Source organism: Porphyrobacter sp. ULC335, from assembly GCF_025917005.1.
Taxonomy (GTDB): Bacteria; Pseudomonadota; Alphaproteobacteria; order Sphingomonadales; family Sphingomonadaceae; genus Erythrobacter.
Genome location: NZ_CP078091.1, coordinates 3,518,206 through 3,544,566 on the forward strand (window position 1 = coordinate 3,518,206; position 26,361 = coordinate 3,544,566).

Genomic DNA, 26,361 nt, shown 5'->3' on the forward strand with positions numbered 1-26,361 from the left:
CAAGCCCCGCTGGCTGCTCAGGCTGCCTCCCACACGCGGTTGAGAATCTGTGCGGCTAGCGCGGCTTTGTCCTGCGGCAGAAACCGACCGTAGTGCTTGGCGACCGTATCGGGCGTGTCCTGGATCGCGTAGCTCGCCTGCTCATAGGAACCGGTCAACTTCAGAATGTGGGTCGCGAGCACGTCCCTAACGTTATGTGGTCCGTGCGGCAGCAGGCCCCTGATCGCCCCGCGCCCCGTATAGGGATTGTAGATCCCGTAGCGCTGGATGATGAGCCGCCAGGCTTCATAGAAGGTGTTCTGACCATAAGCGGCGTCGCGGCTGGTTGTTTTGACGGTCTTGACGAAGAATGTCCCCGGGTCCTCCGCACCATTGAGAAGCGCCGCGCGATGCACCGACACGTAGGCCTCGATCTGCTGATAAAGCCCGCCGAGATCGGGCAGCAGCAGTCGGAACGGCATCTTCCTGAAGAAGGACGAATGCGCATTCTTGAAGGCTGATGATGGAATGAAAACTTCCCAGCCGCCATCGCGGGCACTCCAGCGAAGCTCCCCGCGCTTCTGCGCCGTCAATTGTCGCTCAGACGTTGGCAACGTGCCGCGCGGGCAGATCAGCAGTTCGCGCAGGTTCTTCTGCCTGAGGCCGAGGTGAAGACCGAAGCGCAGCATCAGAAAGGACCTGACCGATTCCGCTGCAGCGCGGGGATAGCGCCTGCGGTCCGGCATCAGACGGATGATCTCGTCGGTAATCAGGCGGTAGCTGCCGACCGGGCTCTCGGCTTCAAGCACGACCATGATCGGTTCGAAGGGGTCGCGATGCACCTTGGCAACGCGCTGAACCTCTTTGGCCCGCGCAGTCCCGTACCGGTAGAACCTGTCGCACGCGCCGTCCCAGTCCGCCAATGCGGCTGAGATGTCCTCTTCGGATATGAGCCCGGGGATCGGCACGAGCCGTTCGCCAAGCGCCGGGTTCTGCCGCAGCCATCCCGTGTCGCTGCGGGCAAGCGAAAGGCCGAGATGCAGCATGTTGATTTCCCATGCCGTATAACAACCGCGACGGGTTTCGCGCCACTTGATGTACCAATCCCACACCGCTGGGAACACGAGCATCGCCATGCTGAGGGATTGGACGGGCACGCCTCGCCCACAGACCTTGCCATGGGGAGAGGCTGCCAGCGCGCCGAACAAGAGACCGAGATGCTCGATCTTCTGGAACGCGGTTTGCTCGTTCCAGACGCCGTTACGCTGGAAGCCGATTTCGGTCAGCGTCGACATCTTGAAGCGGATGAGATCGGCGACTTCTGCTGCTAGGGCAGGCGGCGCGTCCACGGTCGCATCGAGGATTTCCCGTTCGACGTCGTCGAGGAGGCGCTCGTCGTCGTTATCTTCCCTGCGATCGCTAGCTTGTCGCCTGCGGCCGGTGAGGTCCGGAAAGCGGATGGCAAAGCGATCACGTGACGCTGCGGCCTGATAGCGGCGATATTCGGTCGCTCCGGATATTATGACTGTCTGCACCCAGTCGAGAATCTCCCGCCGCTCTGCAGCGGGGCGAGCGTCGAAGTCGTCCGGCAGGTGCCAGGCAATGCGCCTTCGTTCTGCGGCAGAGATACCCTTCAGCCGCTTGTGGCCTGACGGCGCGCGGCTACGGTTGGGCAGCTTCGATTTGAAGTAGCCATCCGGAAGTCGATAGCGCCGTTCGATCCGGTTCAGGATCGCAAAGCTGGCGAGCGTGCGAGGGAGCTTTTTTCCGGCTGCCCATTGCAGAAGCGTCGAGCGCTCGATGTGATCGCCTTGATGGGCCAGCGAGCGATGCAGGTGACAGATCGTTTCTCCATGGCGCTGCACATGGAGGCTAAGCGCCTCATGGAACAGAGGCGGGTCAAGCCAGTCGGACGTGCTTGCCTCGGGGAACTCGACAATGGGCTTTGCCTTCGGGCCCCGCTTGCGGGGAGCGCTCTCTTCTTGAGCGATTCCGTCGCTGTGCGAGAGCGGCGGAGGTGGGGATTTGGTGGGCATGATCTCAGCAGATTGGGGTAATGGTGAAGGAAAGGTCGGGCGCCCTAAAGCAATTGCGCTGGATTGCTATCGATCAGCCGGTCCAGTTGCTGCGACTGGATGCGCTATCCACGCCTTCCTATGGATCGGCTGGGGCCCCTGCCCTGCCCTCGACTTCTCATTCTGATTGCGGAGGCCGTCACGCCGTCAGGTGGTGATGGCTGCCCATGTGGCTGGCAGATTACCGCCTGCGAGAGGCCGTCGATGTCCGAAAAGTGTATACGGGTTCCGGATAGGAGCACTCGGGGCCTTGGCTCCTGCTGCTCACCTTGCCAGCCGCACAGGGCCAATCACGGTCGGGAAGCGCAGCGCAGATGGATCAGGCAATCAGTTCGACCTTGAGGCTCTTCAGTGCGGAAACAAGCGCTGCAAGCCGTTCGAGCTGGACCACTTTCGTGGCGGCAAGAGCCGAGGTTACCGCACGGTCATAGATGGCCATGCAGTTCTTTCGGCGAAGGCGGGAATGGTAGATGATTCCGTCCAGATCAGTCGTATCGTACAGCTCCTGGCTGAAGGCCCGGGCCTCGGCATGGGCCTTTGCGCCGACGATGTCGGTCGAGATGCCCAGCTTAAAACAGGCGTCGCCGCGCAGGCTTAGCAGGCGCAAGGGGCGCGTAGCGGTGACCTCGCAAACGCCCCAACCTTCGACGTCCGAGATCATCAACTGGCGCGCGGCCTTCCCCTCGAACCGATCGCGCACGATTGTCTCGGCGATGGCGGTCGGGAGATCCTCGGCGATGTAGACCAGCTTGAAGGCCTTGCTCGGGCTGGCGAAGCGGGTCTCCCCATAGCCCATACCCAGCGGCGTCGCGCGGTGCGCCCAAGGGGTGCAGCGCAGAAAGTCCGCCGGTTGCACCCGGCGGACCAGCGATTTCAGCATCTTGGGGTCGAGCGCCATGCGACGCTGTTAATCGCTTTCGCGGCTCAAGTCTCGTGCGGCGAGGCCTATGACCTGATCCCGCTTGCCTGCGCGCAGCAAGGCAAGCGGGGTTTCTCCTTCCAGAGCGCCATGCGGCTGGCGCAGCCAGAGCCAGGCAGAACGCGCGTCCGGCGCGGCGGCCACAACGTCGGAGAGCCCCTGAAGCGGACGACCATCGATGAACTGTTCGAGCGGATAGGCGAGCTTGCGCTGTCCGCGTAGCAGGCCGACCACGGCACCGTTCTTGTGCCATGTGCTCAGGGTTGATCGCCCGACCCCGAACTGCGCCTCGATCTCCTTGGCACCCCCAACGGGCCCGGCCCATTCCTCGATCGGCATGGGGATCGCATAGGCCGCAAGCCGGGCGCGTCCCTCGGCAAGGCTGAGTACTTCGCCAAGGCCTTTGCCGCGCATGGGTTCCGCGCTCGTGTCCGGCATTTTCTCTTCAGTCGCGAGCTGGTCTGCGACCTGCTCAAGGACCTTGCGAAGCGTCTGCTTGTCTGCGAGCTTCAGCAGGCGCTGGGCCGCAACGCCTGACATCACGTCGACGGCGATCGAGACGAACCGGGCCATGGAATCGAGTTCCGAGGCAGGCGCGCGCGGATTGCGGGCAAGCAGCGCTGCCTGCACGGCGGTCTCATCAATCTGAAGTGCGGCTTCGCTCATACGACGTCTCCGGCGTGTTGTGGATTGCACATATAGTGCAGATTGCACGGATTGTCCACAGCAAGGTTTGGCGTGATCTCAATGGATCGGCTCGCTGAGTACGTGACGTATCGGGGCATTGCTTGGGGTTTGCATGCTCGGCGGTGCAATCACGGAAGCGCCGCCAAAGGGTGGCGCACGAGTGATCGTCTTGCTGCTCAATCAGACGGGAGGTTCACCGGCATCTCCGGGCGCTATGCGCCCGGCTGAGAATCCTTGCTCCCGTCGCCGGATTTCCGAGATCGACGACGGGAAAATGGGCTAGAGTTGATCTAAGCCATCCCCATCAGAACAGGGACAGCTGCGCCACCTCGCCCGCCACGAAGGTGGCGGGCGGACCGACCATCACAAGTTCCCGCCCGGCGTGACGGACGGTAACGCCGTCATAGAAACCTGCCTGATCGCCGCGCGCGCGATCGCCATCGCGGCACCGATCATGATAACTGCGCGTAGTGCCGCCAAAGACGGAAGCGTGCACGAGCCGGTAGGCCTCGGCTCCCGCAGGATCTGCGCCAACACAGACCCAAAGCTCTCCGCCATATCGAAATGGCTTGCGGATAGGCTGACCCATGCCAATGCGGTCGGCGCTGTAGCTGGCCCGAATATCGCCTTCGCCAATCTGCTTTTCGCTGGCGTGGCACCACGCACCATAGGCAAGGCGCGATGGTTCCACCATGTGGGAGCGGGCAGCCATCTCAATACTCGCTCGCCAACATGATGGTCAGCACCCGCCGCGTTACTGCGGGATCGGCGGGGTCCTCGCTGCCGAACCGCAACTCGCGGTCATAGGCATCGATCTTCCAGAACACAGTCCCGGCAACATCAACAGGCCGCGAAGTCGACCAGACCCCGTCCACGCCCCGATAGATGGCCCCAAAATCACGCTCGCCATAAGGATCATTGTCCGGCGTGAAGGCGTCGAAGGTCTCGACCAGCTCACGCAGCCGCGACTGATCGGCCTCGGGCAAGGCCCGAATGCCCTCGGTCGCGACGACCACACAGGCAATCCCCATGGCGCGGCGCGCCAGATCATTGAGCCGTGCAATCCGCTCGGCCCGCGTCAACACCGCGCTACTCATGACGCAAGGCTCCCGCCGCACTCGCACAGCCGCACCAGCTCGCCGAAATCCTCGCGCTCGCCCAGTTCGTCCGCCAGCTGCTGCACCGCCACCAGCGGCAAGCCATTGTCATGCGCCAGCATGCGCAGCCAGTCCTCCCGGCACTCGGCCCCGCACGCGCGGTAATTCAAGATCAGGTCACCCATGGTCCAAACTCCATCCGGCAAAGCCGCATCCGTCACGCGGCATGCGGCTCTGCCTTCCGGCGAGGATGGGAGGGGGAGGGAAAACCCCAATCGATGCCTTGGCGCGGGCCAGCGGGCAAAGCCTGCCACACGGGGGTGTCGATTGGGGTTTGGGAACGAGAGGGCAAAGCCCTTGGTGTTCCCCCAAGGATCGCAGCAGCGATCCGCTCGAACAACGGCGCCCTTGCACGGCGCGAAGCCGCCGGACGCCCTGCGCGCGGGCCAAGTGGGCCAGCGGGCGTCCGGCAATGAGCGAGGCAAGAGCGCCTGCGGGTCAGCTCAAAGACACCGCGCCCTCAGGAGCATGGCCACCGGCCATGCGGGACAGAGCGCGTCCTTCCGAACTTCCCGCTCCGATTGCACCGCTCCTGATCGTCACCCGGCTGGGCCGGGACTAAAGGCCCGGTCCGCGCAGCGGATAGAGCAGGTTGCCCGGCAGGGTAGCGCACTATAGCCTTCGCAGTTGGAGCGTCGAAAATCTCGGCACGTAAGTGCGGCTGCATTCGTGACCCGTTTCGGCCCCCTTTTTCGGTGAATTCCCGCGTCACCACTCGGAGAAATTGATCGATAGAGCTTGACGGTGCTTGACGATTTGAGCGGTGAACCATCTTGCTAAATTGCTATTTTCACAGTCAGATGTTTAAGGTGCTGCGAACGGGGCGAGGGGTGTATCGAATACGGCGGATGCTCGAACGTACTTTGTCAAAGGCAGATATTGCGCAGATACATAGCTGGGGGGAGCGGGTTAGCCGCCGACAATGACACCTGCCGAATTCATCCAGAAATGGCGTGCCGTCGAGCTGAAGGAACGCTCAGCCTCCCAGTCACACTTCAATGATATCTGCCGCCTGCTCGACATCGAAGACCCGATCAGCGGCGATCCCAGGGGCGAATGGTTCACCTTCGAAAAAGGCGCTTCCAAGACCGGCGGCGGCGAGGGCTGGGCTGATGTCTGGCGCAAGGAATGCTTTGCTTGGGAATACAAGGGCAAAAAGAAGGACCTCGACCGCGCCTTCGCCCAGCTCCAGCAATATGCCATCGCGCTCGACAATCCGCCCCTGCTCATCGTCAGCGACATGGACCGGTTCCGGATCCACACCAACTGGACCAACACGGTGCAGGAAGTGCGCGAGTTCGCCCTCGACGACCTGCTCGACGGTGCGACTCGTGATCTTCTGCGCGCCTGCTTCCTCGATCCCGAGCGGCTGAAGCCCGCCAAGACCCGCCAGATGCTGACCGAAGAGGCGGCGGAGGAATTCTCACAGCTGGCGCAGCGCCTGCGCGCACGCGGGCATGATCCCCATTCCGTCGCACATTTCGTCAACCGGCTCGTGTTCTGCATGTTCGCCGAAGATGTCGGCCTGCTGCCCGATCACATGTTCACCGCCATGCTCAAGGCGAGTGCGCCCAAGCCTGACACCTTTGCCACCAACGCGGCGATCCTGTTCGGGGCGATGAAGTCGGGCGGGCTGGTTGGCTTCACCAAGGTCGAATGGTTCAACGGCGGCCTGTTCGACGATGACAGCGCCCTACCGCTGGAACGCGCGGACATCGACAACCTGATCGCCGCCGCCGCGCTCGACTGGTCGGAGATTGACCCATCGATCCTCGGCACGCTGTTCGAACGCGGGCTGGACCCGGACAAGCGCAGCCAGCTCGGCGCGCACTACACCGACCGCGACAAGATCATGCAGATCGTCGAGCCGGTCATCATCCACCCCCTCCTTACCGAGTGGGAAGCGATCCGGGCCGAGATCGAGGATCTGATCGCCAACGCCCCGCAACAGACGGCAGAAAAGCTGCTCAAGGGGGCCGAACGGACCAAGCGCGACCGGGCCTTCGCTAAGGCGCAAGAACTGCTGCGCGGGTTTCTGGAGCGGTTGCGCAATTTCCGCGTGCTCGATCCCGCCTGCGGATCGGGCAATTTCCTCTACCTGTCGCTGCTCGCGCTCAAGGATATCGAGCACCGCGCTAATCTCGAGGCAGAGGCGCTGGGCTGCACGCGCGAGTTTCCCGCGGTCGGGCCGGAATGCGTGCTGGGTATCGAACTCAACCCCTATGCGGCCGAACTCGCGCGCGTGTCGGTATGGATCGGCGAAATCCAGTGGATGCGCCGCAACGGGTTTGAGGCGGCGAAGAACCCGATCCTGCGCAGTCTCGGCAATATCGAGAACCGCGATGCCGTGCTGATGACGGACGGGCATGGCAACCCGATGCTGGATGCTGAGGGCAAGCCCCGGCGTGCGTCTTGGCCCGATGCTGACGTTGTGGTGGGGAACCCTCCGTTCCTCGGAAACAAGAAGATGATCGCCGAGCTTGGCGAGGGCTACACTGTCGCGCTGCGCAAAGCATGGCCGCAGGTGCCGGGCGGAGCTGACCTTGTGTGCTACTGGTTCGCGGGTGCGTGGGACCGGATGGTCGCGAGCAAATTGAGCCGCGCCGGGTTGGTCGCCACCAATTCCATTCGCAGCGGCGCGAACCGCGAAGTACTCAGGCCAATCGTAGAAAATGGCCGAATTTTCGAGGCTTGGAGCGATGAGTCTTGGACCGTCGATGGCGCAGCAGTTCGCGTCTCGCTAGTTTCTTTCGACCGCACTGTTGCCGCAACTGCGGAACTGGATGGCGAGCCGGTTACCCGGATCTTTGCTGATTTGTCCGCCGAGAGGGGCGGTGCCGATCTGACCTCGGCTGCAAAGCTCAAGACAAACCGGGCAGTAGCTTTTCAGGGCCCCGTTAAGGTCGGTCCATTCGATGTTGACGGCTCTATCGCCCGAGATTGGTTATTGGCCCCGTCAAATCCGAACGGCAGAACCAATGCTGACGTTGTTCGCCCTTTGCTCAATGGGATGGACATCACCCGGCGGCCATCTGATCGCTGGATCGTGAACTTCGAAGAACGTCCGGAGACCGAGGCTTCACTCTACGAAAAGCCGTTTGAGTTCGTCAGATCGGCGGTTAAGCCTCTGAGAGACAAAAACCGCGACCAGCAGCGCCGGGAAAACTGGTGGCGATTGGGACGTTCCGGTCGTGACCTGTCAGAAGCAACAATGGGGCTCACCCGGGCAATTTTCTCACCCAGAGTTGCCAAGTATCGTTTATTCGTTTGGGCACCAGCAGCCGTTGTTCCGGATAGCAGAGTGGTCGCGATCGCACGAGACGACGACACTAGTTTCGGCGTTCTACATAGTCGTTTTCACGAAGTTTGGTCGTTGGCCCTTGGTGGTTGGCACGGAGTGGGCAACGATCCGCAGTACACGCCATCATTGGGCTTCGAGACTTTCCCATTTCCTGAGGGTTTGACGCCGAACATACCCCCTTCCGAATATGCCAATGATAAGCGTGCGCTAGGGATCGCTCTTGCTGCTGCTCGGCTAAACGAACAGCGGGATCACTGGCTGAACCCATCAGATTTGGTCGAGCGCGTGCCGGAAGTCGTCCCCGGCTATCCCGACCGCATCTTGCCGAAGGACGAAGCCGCCGCACAGGAACTCAAGAAGCGCACGCTCACCAACCTCTACAACGCCCGACCCGCCTGGCTCGACCACGCCCACCGCGCGCTCGATGAGGCGGTTGCCGATGCCTATGGCTGGGGCGAAGACTACCGCGCCGGCACCCTGACCGACGACGAAATCCTCGCCCGGCTGTTTCACCTCAACCAAAAACGAGCATCTGCATGAGCCGCCCGCTCCAATCCAAGTCAGTCCTTGACCTCGACCTTATGGCCGAGCGTAACCGGCTTAACAAAGCAGAGCTGGAACTGGTCAGGTCCGAGCTGATGTTTCGTTCAACGAACGCAGCCGCAAACCTTCGCGCGCGCGTCGACGCTTGGATCTGCGGCATCGACGCAGCCAATGCAGGGGATGCATCCACGACGCACTCCGAAGGCGCAAAGAAAACACGAGAGGCCTCCTCAGTTCCTCGTCATCCGCAGACCCAACAGTGGACATACGACGCCGTTGCCAAGCTACGCGCAAAGCTGATCGACCTGTCGCGCAAATCACCGCTGATTTCTTTCAAGCATACGTCGCGTAGCGCCAGCCAGCTGCGGTTCGTTGATGAAAGGCCCGACCTGCTGTTCGAACAGCTGTGCTCGGGCAGCATGGGGTTCGAACCTCTACCTGGCGAGGAGCAGACACCGGCTGATGAGCGAACGCCCACTTTTGGCATTGCCTATGAACGTGCCCGTTTGACCGACTCAGAGTTTCTCACCGCGACAGACAAGCTCGGCGATGCTGAGGGGGACGCGCGTGCTTGGCAGGACGCCGAGCGCGCACTGCGCGCCCGGGTTCGCCAGGAGCTAGGGCTGCCGAAGCTGGACTATGGCAAGAGCCTTGATGTTGTGGCGCTGGCACGCGCCCACGGCTTCGATCCGTCTTACGACCTCAAGTTGAGCGACGACGGTGATGTCGCCGCGCATCATGAAGACGATCAGATCCGCGTTCTGCTGACCCGCAAAGAGCTCGACCGCCGTCTGAAGTCGATCGACGACCGCGCCACCAGCCATTTGCGCGAAACTGGCCACCACACGCTTCATCTCGCGTTTGGCTTCGTCCAATGGTTCGAAGATGATGCCTCTGACGTCGTCTCGCATGCGCCGCTGCTGCTGTTGCCCGTCAAGCTGGCTAAAGACGAAGGCCGTGCGAAAAAGGACTATCGCCTGAATGTCTGGGAAGCCGGATTAGAGGTCAATGTCGCTCTGATCGAGAAGGCACGCGACCACTGGGGACTTCAAATCCCGGCTCTCCGCGAAGATGAGACGCCCGAGTCCTACTTCGTCCGGGTGAAGGCGGTGCTCGAACAAGGGCGGCGGCTGACCCTGCGGACATACGTTACGCTGTCGGTCCTGCCGCCGATGATCCTGTGGCGGGATCTTGATCCGGAAAAATGGCCGGATGGCGCGTTTGCTGCACACCGATTGCTTCCGGGGCTTGTCGGAGCGGCAGAAGTTGCCGGTGTCGATGGTGATGACACCATCATCGATATCGACGATCCGGAGCACGAGGCGCGTGTTCCCGCACTCATCACCGATGCCGACGCGTCACAGCACAAAGCCATCATGGACATGGCAGCGGGCCGTGACATGGCGATTGAAGGCCCGCCGGGTACGGGCAAGTCACAGACCATCACCAACATGATTGCGACCGCCCTTTCGCAGGGCAAGCGAGTGCTGTTCGTTGCCGAGAAGCAGGCCGCCCTTCGCGTCGTTTCAGACCGGCTTCGCGCCGCTGGCTTTGGTCCACTGCTACTCGAGCTTCATGGCGACAAGGCGAGCCGCAACGACGTTTATGCCGGTGTGCGAGAGCGCCTCGATGCCGAGCCACGGTTAGATGCCCGCGCTCTGGAGGAAAGACGCAGCGAACTGCGCCGGCACCGCGATCTGCTCAGGCGCTATCTCTCGCTAGTTCGCACCCCGCTCGGAAAAACGGGCATGACGGCCCATGCCTTGGCCTGGCGAGAAATTCGCCTAAGCAAGCTCTTCGACCGGCGCCAGATTAAAGCCTTGGAATCGCGGTGGCAATCCGAGGGAATTGCCGAGCTCGATCCATCCACGCTGAGGGAAAACCGCGAGGTTTTGGCACAGTTCGGAAAGGCCCTTCTTGCCACAAGGCCTGATGAGGGAAGCGCCGCAACTCGGTGGATAGAGGCAGGAAGACTCAACGCATTCGACCAGAGCATCGCCCTTGAGGCCGCTGCCGCCGCAGGGCATGCTGCTGGCGAAGTTGCCAAAGTCGCGGCTCAGCTGACGGAACTTGGCGTCGATCTGCCAGCTCCAGGCGACGATGAGATCCTCGAGGCTAGCGAACAACTATCGGCGCTTGCAGCATTTTCCTGTTCCGACGAAACGATTGTTGGAGCGGCGCTTCATAATCGTTCGGCCTGTCTTGAGCTTCTTTCCGCGCAGGCTATGTGGAGGAAGCAACGTGATGACATTGCCAACGACGTCGCGAGTCCGGAATCTGTTTCTCCAGCGGCCGCGCAAGCTTTGGCAGAATCCCTTCGCATCGATGACTGCCCCGAGACCCCTGTTGATGCGCGGCGGCTACAAGCCCTACACGAGCAGCTCGGCGCATCGCTGGCTGCGGCCGTTCGCGACACTGACCGTTTGTGCAGCCAGTTGGCTGACGGAGCGAGCGCCTCCACGAGCAAGGCACATAAAGTTGCCCTCATCTTGGCGCGGCTCGGTCAAGCCAACCCATCGATCAGTGCCCTCCTTTCTAGTAGGCTTATCGAGACCGCGTCAGACGGCGTAATCGCAGCAGCCGCACGCGAGGTCACAGCACTGGAGAACGAGCGCAGCGTCATCGTCACTCAGATCCAGCCTGATGCGCTAAAGGCCGATCCAGCGGAATTGGAAGAATTTGCAGACACGATCGAATCCACGGGGGCAGTGGCGCGGCTCTTTAGCGGCAGGTACAAGGCCGCATGGCGGCGCGTTTCCCGGATCTGCACGGACACCTCTGACAGATCCCAAGTTGCATCTCACTTGCGCAGAGCAGCCAGTTTTAGCCGGGCGCGGCGAGCATTCCATGAAGAAAACAAGGCGCGGGCGTTGTTCCCGGCGTTGCTTTGGGATGGTTTCGAAAGCGACTTTGGATCGCTTGCCGCAGCCCGAGCCCTTATCGCTGAAGCGGCGACGCAACTCGCAATATTGGATGAGGCAGGGGCCCTGCGTGGTTGGCTGGCTGCCGATGAAACGGAGCGACAAACGCTGTCGGCCAGCTGCGATCGGCTCACTGGCTTGCTCGCTGAGATCATCGAACCAGGCATGGCTGACGTCGCGCTCTGCGATTTGCCAAACAGCTGTGCCGCCAGAGCGACCGAGTTGCAGGCAATCGCCGAGGCCAGCGCAGCAATTGGTCTGAGGAGTGAGGCTCCCCTCAGGCGCAAGACAGGCGCGACTATCGCGGAAGCCTTGTTGCAGCTTCATGCGGCAAGGGATGCCTTTGGCTCACTTCGCGAGCAGTCCGTATTCAGCTGGGTGCGAGACGTAACGCAACCCCTCCACGATTTGCAATCGAGCTTGGAAGAAATAGAGGCTCTGCGTTCGATGAGCGGTCCGACCAAGATCATGGCTGTGATCAGCGGAACCGCTACGCCGGTGGCGCTGCTCTCGGCGGTGAAAGCGTGCTCGGCTGATCTGGACCGTGTAGTCGACAGTTGGGAAAGCACATCCGATCAACTTTGGGATGAGGCTGAACTCGACACCGCAGACCTGTGTGACGAGCTGAACTGGGAACAGGCCTCGACGCTTCTTGGCGAACTTAGCGCTGACCGGCGGGGCATTAGCCTAGTCGCAGATCTGCTCAAGTACCGGGCGGCGGTTGCCGAGCGCGATCTCACGCCATTCGCTGATGCTGCAACGGCGAAAGAAGCGCCTGCCGAAATGATCGACGACCTCTATGAACTGATCGCGGTCTCGGCGCTCTTGCGTTCTTTCCTCGGAGGCGACGGCCAGGAACTTGGTCGACTCGGCAGCCTGTCGCTGGATGCAGCAAGGCAGTCGTTTAAAAAGGTCGACAAGGACCTGCATAAGCTTGAGGCTGCGGCGATCGTGGCCCGGCGGTTGGCTGACAATCCGCCGAATGGCGTCGGCTATGGACGAAAAGCCGACTTCACCGAGCTGCGCTTGCTGGAAAACGAGGTGGGGCTTACCCGTCCGAGAACGCCTCTCCGAGATGTAGTGCACCGTGCCGGTCAGGCATTGCAGGTGTTGAAGCCGGTCTGGATGATGTCGCCGACATCCATCGCCCAGTTCATTCGCCCCGGGACGCTCAACTTCGACCTCTTGATCATCGACGAAGCCTCGCAGATGCGCCCTGAATTCTCGGTGAGTTGCATCATGCGAGCCGACCAGTTTGTCGTGGTGGGTGACGCCAATCAGCTACCGCCAAGCGACCATTTTCAGGTTGCCAGCCTGGACGACGGCGATGACGATGGCGACGGGGTTGGAGTCAACGAAGGCACCGAATCTATCTTGGACCTTGCCAACCAGCGGTTCCGGACAAAGCCGCGCCTGAAGTGGCACTATCGCTCTCAACACGAGAGCCTGATCCAATTCTCAAATCGCGAGTTCTATCATCGCGATCTGGTGGTGTTCCCCAGCCCGATGGCAAACGACGACGCGCTCTTGGGCGTCAAATGCTTCTACGCGCCTTCGGTCTTCCCCGGCACTGTGTACGAAGCTTCGATCAACCAGCGTGAGGCGGAGCTGGTGATCGAGCAGGCGTTCGGTCTGATGCAGACACACCCCGAGCGGTCGATCGGGATCGTGGCGATGAACGCGAAGCAGACGGAATTGCTTCAGAACGAGTTCGACCGGCTAATCGTGGAAGAAGAGCGGGTCCGCAAATATGTCGAGGCTTTTGCCGGCACCATCGATGAGTTTTTCATCAAGAACCTCGAAAACGTACAAGGCGACGAGCGCGACATCATCCTGATCTCGACCGTCTATGGCCCGGATAAGAATGGCGCTGTGAGGCAGAACTTCGGCCTCATGAACCGCGAGGTTGGCTGGCGCCGCCTGAACGTTCTGGTGTCCCGTGCGAAGATGTCCTGCCGCCTGATTACATCTCTTCGCCCTGATGACGTGAAAGTGACCGAGAAGTCATCCAAGGGCGTCATCGCATTCAAGAGTTATCTCACCTACGCCCACGGCGGCGCACAATACGATGACGCGTCGGGTGCCGAGACCGACAGTGATTTCGAAATCTTCGTCGCCGATGCGTTGCGCGCGGGTGGCTACGAGGTGGTGTATCAGGTCGGCGTCGAGAAATTCAGGATCGATCTCGGGGTCCGACATGCGAGTTGTCCGGTCGGGTTCATCGCTGGCATCGAGTGCGATGGAGCCCCATACCATTCAGGACTGAGTGTTCGGGACCGAGATCACATCAGGCAGACAATCCTAGAGAACCTTGGTTGGAACATCTATCGGGTGTGGTCGACAGACTGGTTTGCCGATCCGGCCCGAGAAACTGCGAAGTTACTATCGTGGCTGGAACAGGTTCGTGAACGGATTGCTCACGAGCTCGAAGCACAGACCCAGCCTGTTGAGGTGCTGAAGCCAAAGCAGCGGAGCAAGGCTGCACCGGTCGCGCAAATTGGCGATCAACCGCTCGGCCAGGAATCTAAAACTGTTGCAGTCTTGCCAGAGCCCATCATCGAAACCCCTGCGGGTCCACGGGAACCGCGGGGACGAGAACTCCGATCAATCGGAGATTTCCAGACCTATGAAGCGATCAGAGGCAAGCTCTACGAAATCTGGAGAGGCGAAAAATTCCTTGGCGAGGTTGAGGTGGTACGACGTGCTACCGCAGCACCGCGGCTTTACGGCGATCGCGCGATGGCAGCGCAATCCGAGTACGAGGGCCGTGTTGAAGCAACGGGCGACGCCTTCCGGTCCTTTGACTTATACGCCGCCATGCGGGAAGTGGCGCATCGCGCAGATGTTGAACCGTAGATTGGGCAGAGCGGCTTCTCGCCCAAGCGTCTGAACCAATGAACCGTCAGCGCAAGGTGGGGGCCAGACAGCACTCTCGCTCATCGTTCGGCCTCCCCCAACCACTCCGCCGCCTTCGCTGCCGCGCTAGCGGCGGTGAAGATCGCCCGGTTGTCGCCCTTGAGCACTTTGAGCCAGCTGGCGAGGTAGCAGGCATGATCCGGACGCGGCGTAACCGACAGGCCAAGGTCGCCGCAAAGGAAGGCTGAGCCGAGCTCCGCGACCAGCTCTTCCATGGCATAGGCCTCGTCGCCGAAGCGCTTGCCGAAGGTGCGAGCCAGACGGTGATCGGCCCCGGTCCAGTGGACCAGCTCGTGGAGCAGAATGGCATACCAGTTCTGCGCCGCGCTGGCGGTGTCGGTGGCAAAGAACCGCTCGCGGTCAGGCATGGTGATCGTGTCGGTGGACGGGGTGTAGTGGGCGCTGTCGCCCTGAATGCGGATTGCAGCGCCCGTGGCGGCAATGAAGGCCTCGACATCAGGGAGGGGATCGAAGGCCTCGGCTTCGGGCACCTCGGGCAAGGCGTAGCCCTCGACCTGCGCGATGTTGAACACATGCGAGCCCTGCGCGAAGATCCGGCCCGCGCCCTCGCGCGCCTCGTCTTCGCTGCCCTCGACCGTGTCCAGCACCTTGTAGAACACGATCGGCGAGGCCTTCTCGCCCTTGCGGACCTGCGCGCCCAGCGATTGCCACTGGCGATAGGTTGCCCAGAGACCGTGGCCAAAGCCCTGCGCCTCGGCGCTGGCCCAGAGGGCAAGAACATTGACCCCGCGATAGGCTTTGCGGGTGACCGCATTGACGGGCCGGGTCAGCGGGGCACTGCTGCGGTGCCAGGGAAGAGTGTAGTCGCCCGTGCCGCGCTCCAGCGCGGCGATGATCTGGTTGGTGATGGTGTCGTAGATACTGGCGGTTGCGGTGGTGGCCATGGTGGTAAATCCTTCGTCCTGTCGTTGGGAACGCGGATGAAGGGACGGGCCGGATGGCCGGGCGGGTCAGCGGTACGCGGAACAGCCAACACGGGAGGGCGCAGCCCGAATGGGGCGGGCAGGCTGTTGATCCCGCCCGGCACGGGCCGTCACACAGGAGCAATTCATTCCAATTGCAGCGCGAAGGATGCCATGGCCCTGCCGGCACACGTTCGAAATCTATCGGAATAACAGCCCGACTCGCATGCGTTTGCCGCCGTGTGGCGTTGGCCTGACCTCGCATTGTGGCAAAGCAGCTTCGCGTAAGGCTCGCTAATTGCCGCCTTCGCTACGCAGCCGTACTCGCACACGACTTTGAGCTTGCCTGATGGCCAGTGGTTGCGTTGACCTCGGTCACGGGGTGCCACTCACGACCATCCGATGGAGGCAAGTCTCGTGACAAACGCAACCGACAGGATCATCCGCCTCAGGACCGTGCTCGACCGCACAGGTCTGTCGCGCTCGACGGTGTACCGCAAGATTGCGGAAGGAACATTCCCAAGCCAAATCAGGATCAGCGTCCACGGCGCAGGCTGGCGCGAGTCCGCAATCAATCGCTGGATTGAGGATCCGGTCGGTTGGCGACCCGAGTGCGAGGCAAAGCGGTCCTGACCTCCTGCTCAGGCTTGCCTTGTGGCCTTCAACTGGGCGACTTTGCCTTTACCGGAACTGGCGCAATAGCCAGCCCATGCCTCCATAAGCTTGCGTCGCTTATCGAACAGATCGCCGCGCCGATAAGCAGCTTCAGCCTTGTTGGCGATGGTATGGGCCAGTGCCATCTCGCAGACCTCGTGTGAGAAGCCGGTTGTCTCGGACGCCCAGTCGCGGAAGGTCGACCGAAAGCCGTGGACGGTGACATCCGATTCCATGCGACGCAGCAACATTGCCATGGCGTTCGATGACAGCGGACCCTTGGGCTTGGGACCTGGAAAAAGATGAGGGCCCCGGCCAAGCGCTTCCATCGCTTCCACAATCTCGATTGCGCGAGGTGACAATGGCACGCGATGTTCGCGGCCTGCCTTCATCCGCGCGGCAGGGATGGTCCAGACCTTCTTTTCGAGATCGACTTCGTCAGCTTGGGCACCGAGGACCTCACCTGAGCGGGCGGCGGTCAGGATCAGAAACTCAAGCGCTCTGGCGGCTACCGCATCCCGACCAAGCAAATCGGCAAAGAATGCGGGGAGCTCTTCATAGGCTAGCGCTTTGTGATGTCCTCGCGACAGTCGCTGGCGCTTGGGTAGCAGCTGATCGAGGTGCCCACGCCAGCGTGCCGGGTTCTCGCCCGATCGATGGCCGCGCGCCTTGGCAGCATCCAGAACATTCTCGATCCGGCCGCGCAGCCGCTCGGCGGTCTCCGGAGTACGCTGCCACAGCGGCTGCAGCACTTTGAGAACATCTTTGGTCACGATCTCATCCACGGGCTTGGCACGGATCGGCTGTGCGTACTTGGTCAGCGTCATGGTCCATTGCGCTGCATGTTTGGCGTTGCGCCATGATGGACGCATTGCTTCGACATAGGCATCGGCGCTCTCGCCGAAGGTCGGCACGCTCTCATCCTTTGCGCGTTCGGCCTTGGGATCACCGCCGCTGGCGAGCAGCGCGCGCAGTGCTGTGGCTTCTGCGCGGGCCTTGGCCAATGACAGATCACGTGCACTGCCAAGCCCCAGCTCGGTTCGCTTGCCCGCGCGCGTGTACATGAAGATCCAGCGCCGCCGACCGCTGTCGTCGACGAACAGATAAAGTCCGCCGCCATCTGCATGCCGTCCCGGCACCTTGAGCTTCGCCACTTGTGCCGCGCTCAGCTTGTTCAGTGTTCTTGATCCCATATCGCCGTTCCTCGGTCCCACTTTCGGTCCCACTTTCGGTCCCACTTTGTGCATGAGATCGAGCGGGATGAAACAGTAAGGCATGGAACACGAAATTGGAATAACATATTATTGTTGAACGAGAAAATGAGATCCCTTGGGTGGGTTTGGTGTAAAATGAAACAGGCTCATTCGCGGACTCCGTCTCCGCCACCGGCCTTGCTAGGCAGGCTGGATCATCGGCATTCCGGCCCTTCGGGGCTCCGTCAGAACCTTGTTGCCTTGCAGCTCTCCCGGAGAGGGTTTGCAGGCCGCGGCTGACCGGTACATTCCGGCCCTTGTCTTCTCCTTCGCCGCGGCCAACGGTGGCGCGATGAGCGCTTCTCCCGGTTACCGTCCCTATGAGCCGCAATTGCACCCGGTCGCCTGGGACAAGGATATCTGGACGGTTGATGGGGCGGAGATCGTCTATACCTCCGGCGGCGTTGCCGTCCCTTGCCCGACACGGATGACGATGATCCGGCTGAGTGACGGCCGGCTTTGGCTGCATTCGCCGGTGGTCTGCGCAGGGGACCTGGTGTCCGCCTGCACGGCCTTGGGTCCGGTGGCGGCGATTATTGCCCCCAACCCGCTGCATTGCGCCCATATCGGCGACTGGGCGCGGATGTTTCCCGAGGCGGCGCTGTTCGCCGCGCCCGGTACGGATGCCGGAAAGCTCCCGCGCGACTTTGGCGTTCTGGCGTCTGGTAGCGAGCCTGACTGGCGCGCCGAGATCGACCTGCACGTCTTCGCCCTTGGCCATTTTTCCGAAGCCGTCTTTTTCCATCGGGCATCGCGCACGCTGGTGGTGACCGACATGATGCAGAACTTCGAGGCGAGCCGGGTCCGCAGCTGGTTCGCCAGACTGGTCCTGCATGCGGTGGGTGCGACGGGACCGAACGGGCGACCCTCTGCGGAGATTCGCCTTGCGGTGCGGCGTCACCGGCAGGCGCTGCGCGAGGGGGTGGCGGCAATGATCGCCTGGCAGCCCGAGCGGATCATCCTCGCCCACGGACAATGCTATCGCAAAGCGGGTGTGCGCGAGATCGAGCGGGCGTTCGACTGGCTCGGCTGAACTGTTGCGCCTCGCCGTCTAGCGCCGCGGCACGGGATTGCTCGCATCCTGTACCAGCTCCCAGCAGGTGTCGGTCGGATAGAACAGCAGATAGCCACCCGGCCCGATCGGCTCGATCATCGCGCCGAGGCCTTCCTCCAGTTCGGGCGGAGGCGGATCGAGATTGCGCTCGAAGATGCCCGCCTGATAATCCACCCGCTGGCGGTTGTCAGACGCCGTGTTGAATTCCAGTTCCATGTAGCGCGAATTGCGCCAGTTGAACTCCGGATCGGCATCGAATTGGCGCATAGTTTCTGCTGTCACCCAGCCATTGTCGAGTATGCCGATCGGGAAAAGTTGCCCGTCGACATAGTTGCGCCGGCTCTTGTCGCGGGTGTTCCCCTCCTCGCCGAAGCGGACGGTTTCGGCCGTGTAGTTTTCCCGCACTAGCCACGACCTGGCGTAGGCTTGGAAGAACGTCTTGAAATCGTTCGCGCGGCACGCCTGCCGGGCCATGTCGAGCGACAGACGATCGCTCTCGGTCACCTTGAAATCGGGACGGTCGTTGGCGCCGTCGGTCCCTGCGGTGTTGCCGATGCCCTCCCTGTCTTCAGGCGTGGACCCGACCTCCGGCAATGCCTCGCGTTCGGCATCCTTTGCCTGATCCCTGGCCTCGGCATTGCAGCCAGCCGCCAACGCTATTGCAGTGAATGCCACGAGAAGACGCTGCGCCGCGACCCCGATATTCTTCGCCATCATTAGTCAAGGCACCTGCATGAAAACCGATCCGAACCAGCATGCTAGACCGGAACCGGCGGAGTCGCGTCAACTGCAATGTACTAGGACATGACGCAGGCTGCGCGGCAGCCCGCCTGGCGATAGGCTTGTTGCCATGTCTGCCCAAACATCGCGCTCCTTCGCCCGGTTAGGTTCCTTCTGCCTGATGGCGGCTTTGCTGGCGATATTGCCGTCCCGCGCCATCGCAGGTGATCCCGCTGAGTTGCGCACGGTTCTTGCTGTGCGCCCGGCGACGATTGCGGCGGCCCTCGCCGATATGGGGCATTCCGTCGCGGCGAAGCCAACCGGGGAAGGCAGCTATGCCTTCGAGGCCGAGGGCGCTCGCTTTACAGTGTTTCTCGCCCGGTGCGAGGCAGAGCGCTGCCAGATGGTGCAGACGCGGATGTGCATGGCGCTGCCCGAGGCATCCGAAGCGCGCGTCGCCCGCTGGAACCAGACGGAGATGTATTTGCGCGCCTCGCTTCAGGCCGATGGGGCAACGTGCATCGATGATACCATCTACGCACCGGAAAGGATGATCACTTTTGCAGAACTGCGCGGGCAAGTCGAAGGGGTGCTGGGCTTCAGCGAGTCCGCGTTTGCCCGGCTGATGGTGGATTGAATGATGCAAGCTCGCCTGTTTCTCGTTTTCGCTCTGGCCTGTGCGACATGGCTGGCGGTTCTGCCGGCTGCGGCGCAGTCGTACGGTCGCCCCTGTCCCGGCGGACCGGGGGCTGACGAGCTGATCATTGGCATGACCAAAGATTTGGACGGCAAGACGGATATACCGCTTTGTGGCCCTCGCAATCAAGGCGACAGGCTACCTGAAACGCCGCCGACAATAGTCAACCGCTACGGCGCAATCGCCTGGCACGCAGATGCCGACGATGTGTGGATGGTCGGCAATCAGGATTTTGGCGGCAGCGCTCTGGAAAACCACGCGCTGGAAGCTTGCAACCGCGCCATGGGCGGTGGCTGCAAGTCGATCGGCAGCTGGAACAATTCGTCCATGTCCATCATCCGCGACCGCAGCGGCACGCTTTATAACGCGTGGAACGGCGACGACGGTGCGGTCCGCAAGCAAGTGCTGGCCCAGTGTTCGGCCCGGCAGGCATTGCCGTGCGAAGTCATCGGCAAGTTCGGATCAGGCAAAAGCCACTACATCCCGGACACGGCGACAGTGCGCAAATCCTACGCATTGGCCGCCTGGGTCGACGGGGCCGAGGGCTACGATGACAAGCTCTACATCGCGTCCGGCTACACCGACTTGCAAGAAGCTGAAAACGCGGCGCTTGGCAGTTGCACGAAAGCGACGGGGCGCCAGTGCAAGATTGTGGCCTTTTCGGGCAACGGCTACCTCCAGACCTATGTGCTGGGCGGAGGAGATCATTCCGTCACCGCCGAAACCAGCCCCAAGCGGGCGGGCGAAGCGGCCAAGGTGCTGTGCAAGCAGAAGTGCATACTTCAGGCTGTCTATGACAGCCGCGAGCGCCGGACTTTCGTTCACAATTTCATGACGGGCGAGGCACAATGACGACCGCTGCACCAACACCCCCGGGCCGCGCCGAGCCGCTTACGCTGCTTTTGCTGCGCCTGGCGACCGGCATATTCCTCGTTTATGGCGTGTGGGACAACATCACCGACCCTGCGCGGATGGAGGAATTCATCGGCTTCATGACGGCGGCGGGCTTCCCTGCTCCGGCCTTCTGCGCGCGGTTGACTGTCTTCACCCAGCTGCTGGCAGGGGTGATGCTCGTGACTGGGGTCGGGGTGCGGCTGGCGGGGCTGATCATCGCGGTGACCTTTGTCGTCGCGTTGGTGATGGTGCATTGGTCGCAGGACCTGCGCCTGTGGTGGCCAGCGCTGTCGCTGGTAGTGATCGGCCTGCACCTGATGGCGCGCGGCGGCGGCCCCTTGGCGATTGACGCGAAGTTGGTAGGAACACGGCGATGAGTGCTTTGCGTATCCGATCTTCAGGCGTGCGTTGGGGCGTGGCGGCATTGGCGCTGTCCGCGCTTTCGCCCCTTTCCGCCAACGACGAGCTGCCGACGCGGACTGACATTCCGGAAGATCTGGGCGGCGTGGTGCTGTGCAGCGACATCAACACCGCCACGCGCATGCTGCGCGAGTATTTCGTCGCCAACGCCAATGGCAGGCTCGATCTCGGCATGTTTTTCAAGGGCCTGGAGGTAACTGGCTGCGTTCAAACGTCGGGGCCGCTTGAAATCTCCAGCGTTGTGGAGCGGCGCGATATTGCCTCCGGAGGCGAAGGGCCGTTCATGCTGTTCGCGGCGCATCGGCCCTCGGGTGAACAGGTGATCGGCATCATCGACGAAGCCTCCAACAACCGTCATCCCCGCAACGATTTCGAGCGCTGGCTATACCTGCATGCGCCAGACGGCACGCTGACGATCGAAAGCGGCGAGAAGCGCGCCTATGTTTGTTCCGACCGTGCGGCAGCCGCCAGGGTGATCGCCGCGATCCCGCCGGTGCGCCGACCGGGCGAGCGCAACGGGCACCAGATCACCGCTTTCCAGACCGCCATCACGCAGGGGAAATGCCGTCCGGCGGCCGGGCGCTTCCGGGTCAACGCAGTGCACGGCTCTGCCTTCATCAGCCTCGGTTACGAGGCGGGAGCGGAGTGGACGGCGCTGACAGTGACCGACGCGCAGGGCCGCGAGCAGGCGATGGTCTTCGATGCGTCGCTTTTGTAGCGCGGGGCTTCTCGGCACTGCCCTGCTGGCCGCAGGTCTCGGCGCGCTTGCGCCGCTCGCAGCACAGGATGCCCCGCCCGAGCCCGTCTACCGTGGCCGCGCGATCTTCGAACCTGTCACACCGCCGATCGTGCCGCAGACATTTCTTGGTCGCTGGGTCAATGAAACCGCAGAATGCGACAAGGCAAGGCCGGGCGACGCGCTGCTGATCGCGAGCCACAGCGTCACGCTGTCGGGCAAGCAGCGCAAGATCGCCGGCGTGCTGCTCCGTCCTGACCAGGAGCCGCCTGCGCGCGACGCGATCCTCGAACTGGGAATGGGTAAGGGCAAGCCAGTGGTGCTGATCCTCTCGCAGACCGATGACGGGACGCTTCGCCTGCGCATCCGCGGTTCGGAGACTGCGCGCATCTTCCGCCGCTGTCCGGTCCGCTAGCAGCGATGGCCGGGCACATGGCCGGCACCCGACGTACCAGTACAGTGCCCGCGTTGCCCGGCTGAGTGCCGGCGAGTACTCAGCGTCCCGAGCATCGGAGAGGAGCGTGTCTGCGCCTACTCCCTCACTCGGCCCGGGCAATTTCGCTCCGATGTTCGCCCGCGTTCCGCCCCCTTGAAGGATCGCTCTGCCAGCGGGCTTCTTCGTCCGGGTGCGGCGTGGTATCGGGCCGGGCGCGCAGCATCCGGAAGGGCTGCAAGGGGGAAGCATATCATGCGATTGTTTGCAGCGGGGTATCAACCCGCCACAGCCGCCGAAGATCAGGCCGAGCGGATGCAGGCCAATGTCAGGATTCCGATCGCGCTGCTGGTATCAGCCTATGTTGTCATCGCCAGTCTGGTCGTGACTGACGGGGCCGAGATTGAAAGCTGGGCCCAGAATTTGCTCGCGGCCTATGCTGCTTTCATCGCTTTTGCATCCGGGCTGCTTCTCTTGATCCGCCGCTACCCCGGACACTATCCTGTGCGGCGTGGGATCGCGATGCTGGTCGATTTCAGCACAGCCAGCTTCAGCATCATTGCCGGGTGCACCGTGATGCTGCCCACCTATGTCTTCATCGTATGGGTCGCGCTTGGCAACGGCGTGCGCTTCGGCCGCCAGTATCTGGTTATCGGAACCGCACTGGCGCAGATCTCTCTGGCCATCATCTTCCTTGCCACACCGCATTGGCAGGAAGACCCGGTCCTCCCCGCGACACTCGCCGTTACCGCGTTGGTGGTTCCGGCCTTCGCCTATTCATTGCTGCGCGCAAAGGAGCGTGCCGAAGAAGCGACCCGCGCCGCTGTGCAAGCCAAGTCGCGCTTTCTGGCGCAGGCCAGCCATGATCTGCGCCAGCCTGTCCATGCCATGCACCTGTTTCTCGAAAGCCTCCGCCAGACCGGTCTTTCGCATGACCAGAAGGATCTGGCAGACCGCCTCGATACGTCGCTCGGGAGCGTGACGGCGATGTTCAAGTCGTTGCTCGATATCTCGGCGATCGATGGGGGAGGGACCACGCCGAAACCTGTTGCGGTGCCTGTCCAGAAGCTTTTCGACGACCTTGCTGCGCAATGTGCCGCAAGCGATGACGATGCCACTGGAGCAATCGCCTTCATGCCCACGAAGCACTGGGTCGAGACCGACCCGATGCTGATGCTGACAATCCTCCAGAATATCATCGAGAATGCGATCAAGCACGCACGCGGCGCGCGGGTTCTGGTCGGGTGCCGCATGCGGAACGGCACGCTCAGCATCGAAGTGCACGATCAGGGCCCCGGGATCGCGGCCGATCATCTGCCGCAGGTGTTCAACGAGTTCTATCAGGCGAACGGCGGGCAGTTCTCATCAGCGGGCGGCGGCGTCGGGCTGGGGCTTGCCATTGTCAAACGCCTTGCCGAGCTGCTGGAGCTGGAGCCGGAAATCCGCTCGACCCCTGGCAGGGGCACGATCGCCGCGCTCCATGGGCTCAGGCGCGTCGCGGCGACGCACCCGGCGTCCAGCCCTGCTGCGAGGCGGCGCATGCCGACCGCTCCGCTGGAGGGCCTGCGCATCCTGCTGGTGGAGGACGAGCCCGAAATCCTTGATGTGACCGCTCGCCTGCTTCGCGGCTGGGGCTGCGAGGTCGAGGCCCAGCCCACCATGCCGGAACCGGGCAGCGGGTGGGACCTGATCGTGACCGATTACGACATCGCTTGCGACATCAACGGGCTCGATGTGATCGCAAGGCAGCGGGCGGCGTGCGGGCGCAATATTCCGGCCATCATCCTCAGCGCCCACGATGTCGACGTGAGCCGTTACACCGGCACCGGCTCATCGCCGCTCCTGCTCGGAAAGCCGCTGGCACCGGCGGAGTTGCGATCCGCGATATCATCGCTCCGCCTCGCTGCCTGAGGTCAGTGAGGGCCGACGACCTGCGCCTTGCTGGCCAGTTCAGCGCGCGTCCCGGCCTTGAAGGCACGGAATAGCTGGGTCAGGTGATTGCGAACCGTGAAGGGCGAAAGGTCAAGCTCGCGTCCGATCTGCTTGGTCGATTTGCCCGCGATAACACCGGCCAAAATCTCGCGCTGGCGCGCGGTCAGGTCCATGATGTCGGTTATCGCGGGAATGACGTCCCCGGCTGCGGACTGGCCCGGCCGGGCAATGACGAAGCGGCCTGCGCGAACGGCCATGATCGCTTCTACCATCTCGCTGCCGGAGATCGCCTTGACGATGTAGCCATCGGCCCCCAGCTCCATCATCCGCTCGATGGTCGCTTCGTCGTCCAACATCGAGACGATGACAATCGAGGATTTCGGGCAGCGCTGGCGCAGCAGGCTCAGCGTTTCGCGGGGCGTCATGCCGGGGAACAGCAGGTCGAGCAGGAACAGATCAGGAGCACCCTCGCGCTCGACCAGATCGAGCACCTCGGCCGCCGAACCTGCCTCGCTGATCTCGGCATCGGGCAGGTGGCCTGCCACCAATCGGCACAGGCTCTCGCGGAAGAGCGGATGGTCATCCGCAACAATGATCCTCTCGCGGTTCATGGCCATGTCTCAAACAGGAGTTCGCGCTTGCAGGCAAGCCTTGATGGGTTGTGTCACTGTGCGGAGCGTAAACTTTATAGGTATTCCGCCGGGGGTGGCCAGAAAAGCACCGTCAGGCGATCGCGTTCCTTGCCACCTGCCCCAGCAGCAGCACTGCAGGATAGGCGGCGGCAAAGGCCCATGGAAACAGCGTTAGCCGCATGACAATGGCGGTTGCGATGTGAAAGCCCAGCATCGCGGCGAGCGCGGCGATCAGCCAGGGTTCTGGCAGCAACAGCGCCAGCGGGAACAGGGCTTCTCCCAGCATGAGCACCCAGCTGGCGGCCTGCGCGACAGGGCGCGGGCGCAGCAGCGCGGCCGCCCAGGGCGCACCCCAGATGGCATGAGCCATCACCCCCTCAAGCTCGGCGCCGCTGCGCCATGCGGGCTGCCTCAGCTTGGAAAGGCCCGCGACCATGTAGCAGATCAGCAGTTGCCCTCCGCTGACAAGGCACCCTGCCAGCAGCAGCGCATCATCGCCGGTCATCAGCCCGGCCGTGCCGACAAAAGTGCCCGCCAGCACGATCATTCCCATCTTGTCCGCGCCGCTCGATCCGTAATCTCCGCCCAACAAGAGAAAGCTGCCGTGGCTGACCAGCGCCGCCAACAGACAGGCCATTGCGAGCAGCGTCGAAGCGGAGAGGAAAAGCATGACGGCGATGACCATTTGCGCCGCCATCCACAGGCGCAGCAGTGGGACCGGCAGCCGACGGCGCAACCCGGCAATCACGCCCTTGCCCGCCATCCGCACCCACGGCACAGCGCCATCGGGGCCGAACACGCCTGCACTGGCGATCCAGTGCGCGCTGACCAGCATCAGCCACACCGCCAGCGCCATGCGCGCTGCGGCAAGATAGGTCTCTCCCACGGTTAAAAGATCGTCGGTCATGGGCCGATGAACTTTGAAACGAACAGACGCTCGGGATGTTCGCCCGCCGGTTCGCCGCGCAGCACGGAGAATTGCAGCTCCTGCGCGGGCAATTGGCGCCGCAGGTGCGACTGCAACGTGGCGAACGCCTGTGTCCCGGCCAAGGTCGCGGCGCTATCCCCCCGCTCCGCGCGCAGGGCGAGCCGGTCGGCCGCGAGCCACAGGGCTCCGGTAAGAGCGTGGTCAGGAAAGAAAGCCGCGTGCCACCAGCGCCGCGGCGGCCACAGCGGCGCAGGCTCCCAAGCGCCGACATTCCCGTGCCGATCGCGAAGACGGACCTCTACCGAAACCGAATAACTCCCGACGCCTTGGGTGAAGAACAGCCAGCGCGGCAGCAAACCAAGCCGGTCGAGCGTCTGGTGCCGGAGGCTGAAGGGGCGGAACTGGAACAGCACCGTCAGCGCCAGCCAGGCAAGCGCCAGCAGCACGGCCGCTTCACCTATCGCCATGGCGCTGCCGTTCCGGTGCTGTCCCTCTGCTGCATCGCCGCAGCCTAGCTTGCCGGACGGGGCGTGCCAACAGCGGGGCTTGTGGAGCAAGACCGGCCTCCATAAACCGCCGTATCGAGG

22 protein-coding genes are annotated in these 26,361 nt (G+C 62.6%); 10 read left to right on the forward strand and 12 right to left on the reverse strand.

Going from position 1 to position 26,361, the window contains the following annotated elements; all coding sequences use genetic code 11:
* Positions 1-17 precede the first annotated feature (17 nt).
* The 6 genes from KVF90_RS16875 to KVF90_RS16900 form a co-directional block, all read right to left on the reverse strand.
* The gene (locus KVF90_RS16875) at positions 18-2,015 is read right to left on the reverse strand and encodes a hypothetical protein (RefSeq protein WP_264392707.1); all 1,998 of its coding nucleotides are present in this window, start codon (positions 2,013-2,015) and stop codon (positions 18-20) included.
* Between the two features lie 358 nt (positions 2,016-2,373).
* Positions 2,374-2,952 (reverse strand): RES family NAD+ phosphorylase, encoded by a 579-nt coding sequence (locus tag KVF90_RS16880; RefSeq protein ID WP_264392708.1) that lies wholly within the window; start codon positions 2,950-2,952, stop codon positions 2,374-2,376.
* Positions 2,953-2,961: 9 nt separating this feature from the next.
* Entirely contained in the window at positions 2,962-3,639 is a 678-nt protein-coding gene (locus tag KVF90_RS16885) for an antitoxin Xre/MbcA/ParS toxin-binding domain-containing protein (protein WP_264392709.1), read from the reverse strand.
* Positions 3,640-3,964: 325 nt separating this feature from the next.
* Positions 3,965-4,372 (reverse strand): hypothetical protein, encoded by a 408-nt coding sequence (locus KVF90_RS16890; RefSeq protein WP_264392710.1) that lies wholly within the window; start codon positions 4,370-4,372, stop codon positions 3,965-3,967.
* A gap of 1 nt (position 4,373) precedes the next feature.
* A complete protein-coding gene (locus KVF90_RS16895; protein ID WP_264392711.1) occupies positions 4,374-4,757 on the reverse strand; it encodes a DUF3768 domain-containing protein in 384 nt (127 codons plus the stop codon).
* Positions 4,754-4,942, reverse strand: coding sequence for a hypothetical protein (locus KVF90_RS16900; protein ID WP_264392712.1), 189 nt, complete (start codon positions 4,940-4,942; stop codon positions 4,754-4,756). The genes KVF90_RS16895 and KVF90_RS16900 overlap by 4 nt, the downstream gene beginning before the upstream one ends.
* Before the next feature lie 797 nt (positions 4,943-5,739).
* Between KVF90_RS16900 and KVF90_RS16910 the strand changes: the two genes are divergently transcribed.
* Entirely contained in the window at positions 5,740-8,658 is a 2,919-nt protein-coding gene (locus KVF90_RS16910) for a class I SAM-dependent DNA methyltransferase (RefSeq protein ID WP_319641039.1), read from the forward strand.
* Positions 8,655-14,438 carry a DUF4011 domain-containing protein gene (locus KVF90_RS16915; RefSeq protein WP_264392715.1) on the forward strand — a complete coding sequence of 1,928 codons (5,784 nt, stop codon included), beginning with the start codon at positions 8,655-8,657 and terminating at the stop codon, positions 14,436-14,438. Before KVF90_RS16910 ends, KVF90_RS16915 begins: the two co-directional genes overlap by 4 nt.
* Positions 14,439-14,518: 80 nt before the next feature.
* Here the strand turns inward: KVF90_RS16915 and KVF90_RS16920 are convergent, their stop codons facing one another.
* Positions 14,519-15,403: an ArdC family protein gene (locus KVF90_RS16920; protein WP_264392716.1), complete on the reverse strand. Its 885-nt coding sequence runs from the start codon at positions 15,401-15,403 to the stop codon at positions 14,519-14,521.
* Between the two features lie 420 nt (positions 15,404-15,823).
* Between KVF90_RS16920 and KVF90_RS16925 the strand changes: the two genes are divergently transcribed.
* Complete coding sequence (locus KVF90_RS16925; RefSeq protein WP_264392717.1) at positions 15,824-16,054, forward strand: helix-turn-helix transcriptional regulator; 231 nt, start codon at positions 15,824-15,826, stop codon at positions 16,052-16,054.
* A gap of 8 nt (positions 16,055-16,062) precedes the next feature.
* Here KVF90_RS16925 and KVF90_RS16930 read toward each other — a convergent pair whose 3' ends face one another.
* Positions 16,063-17,268, reverse strand: a complete 1,206-nt coding sequence (locus tag KVF90_RS16930; RefSeq protein WP_264392718.1) for a tyrosine-type recombinase/integrase — start codon at positions 17,266-17,268, stop codon at positions 16,063-16,065.
* A gap of 283 nt (positions 17,269-17,551) precedes the next feature.
* Here KVF90_RS16930 and KVF90_RS16935 point away from each other — a divergent pair, with 283 nt between their 5' ends.
* Positions 17,552-18,361, forward strand: a complete 810-nt coding sequence (locus tag KVF90_RS16935) for a DUF4336 domain-containing protein (protein WP_264392719.1) — start codon at positions 17,552-17,554, stop codon at positions 18,359-18,361.
* Positions 18,362-18,379: 18 nt separating this feature from the next.
* Here KVF90_RS16935 and KVF90_RS16940 read toward each other — a convergent pair whose 3' ends face one another.
* On the reverse strand, positions 18,380-19,099 hold the full coding sequence (locus KVF90_RS16940) for a hypothetical protein (RefSeq protein WP_264392720.1): 720 nt from the start codon (positions 19,097-19,099) through the stop codon (positions 18,380-18,382).
* 133 nt (positions 19,100-19,232) lie between these two features.
* Here KVF90_RS16940 and KVF90_RS16945 point away from each other — a divergent pair, with 133 nt between their 5' ends.
* The 6 genes from KVF90_RS16945 to KVF90_RS16970 all read left to right on the forward strand — a co-directional run bounded on the left by KVF90_RS16945 (position 19,233) and on the right by KVF90_RS16970 (position 24,193).
* A complete protein-coding gene (locus KVF90_RS16945) occupies positions 19,233-19,739 on the forward strand; it encodes a YbjN domain-containing protein (protein ID WP_264392721.1) in 507 nt (168 codons plus the stop codon).
* A gap of 132 nt (positions 19,740-19,871) precedes the next feature.
* On the forward strand, positions 19,872-20,651 hold the full coding sequence (locus tag KVF90_RS16950) for a DUF4189 domain-containing protein (protein WP_264392722.1): 780 nt from the start codon (positions 19,872-19,874) through the stop codon (positions 20,649-20,651).
* Positions 20,648-21,070, forward strand: coding sequence for a DoxX family protein (locus KVF90_RS16955; protein ID WP_264392723.1), 423 nt, complete (start codon positions 20,648-20,650; stop codon positions 21,068-21,070). Before KVF90_RS16950 ends, KVF90_RS16955 begins: the two co-directional genes overlap by 4 nt.
* The gene (locus KVF90_RS16960; protein ID WP_264392724.1) at positions 21,067-21,831 is read left to right on the forward strand and encodes a hypothetical protein; all 765 of its coding nucleotides are present in this window, start codon (positions 21,067-21,069) and stop codon (positions 21,829-21,831) included. The genes KVF90_RS16955 and KVF90_RS16960 overlap by 4 nt, the downstream gene beginning before the upstream one ends.
* Positions 21,815-22,264, forward strand: coding sequence for a hypothetical protein (locus KVF90_RS16965; protein ID WP_264392725.1), 450 nt, complete (start codon positions 21,815-21,817; stop codon positions 22,262-22,264). The genes KVF90_RS16960 and KVF90_RS16965 overlap by 17 nt, the downstream gene beginning before the upstream one ends.
* Before the next feature lie 273 nt (positions 22,265-22,537).
* Positions 22,538-24,193: a hybrid sensor histidine kinase/response regulator gene (locus KVF90_RS16970; protein ID WP_264392726.1), complete on the forward strand. Its 1,656-nt coding sequence runs from the start codon at positions 22,538-22,540 to the stop codon at positions 24,191-24,193.
* Positions 24,194-24,195: 2 nt separating this feature from the next.
* Here KVF90_RS16970 and KVF90_RS16975 read toward each other — a convergent pair whose 3' ends face one another.
* The 3 genes from KVF90_RS16975 to KVF90_RS16985 form a co-directional block, all read right to left on the reverse strand.
* Positions 24,196-24,825, reverse strand: a complete 630-nt coding sequence (locus KVF90_RS16975) for a response regulator (RefSeq protein WP_264392727.1) — start codon at positions 24,823-24,825, stop codon at positions 24,196-24,198.
* Positions 24,826-24,937: 112 nt separating this feature from the next.
* Positions 24,938-25,753, reverse strand: coding sequence for an HTTM domain-containing protein (locus KVF90_RS16980; RefSeq protein ID WP_264392728.1), 816 nt, complete (start codon positions 25,751-25,753; stop codon positions 24,938-24,940).
* Complete coding sequence (locus tag KVF90_RS16985; RefSeq protein WP_264392729.1) at positions 25,750-26,241, reverse strand: hypothetical protein; 492 nt, start codon at positions 26,239-26,241, stop codon at positions 25,750-25,752. Before KVF90_RS16985 ends, KVF90_RS16980 begins: the two co-directional genes overlap by 4 nt.
* Positions 26,242-26,361: the final 120 nt, after the last annotated feature.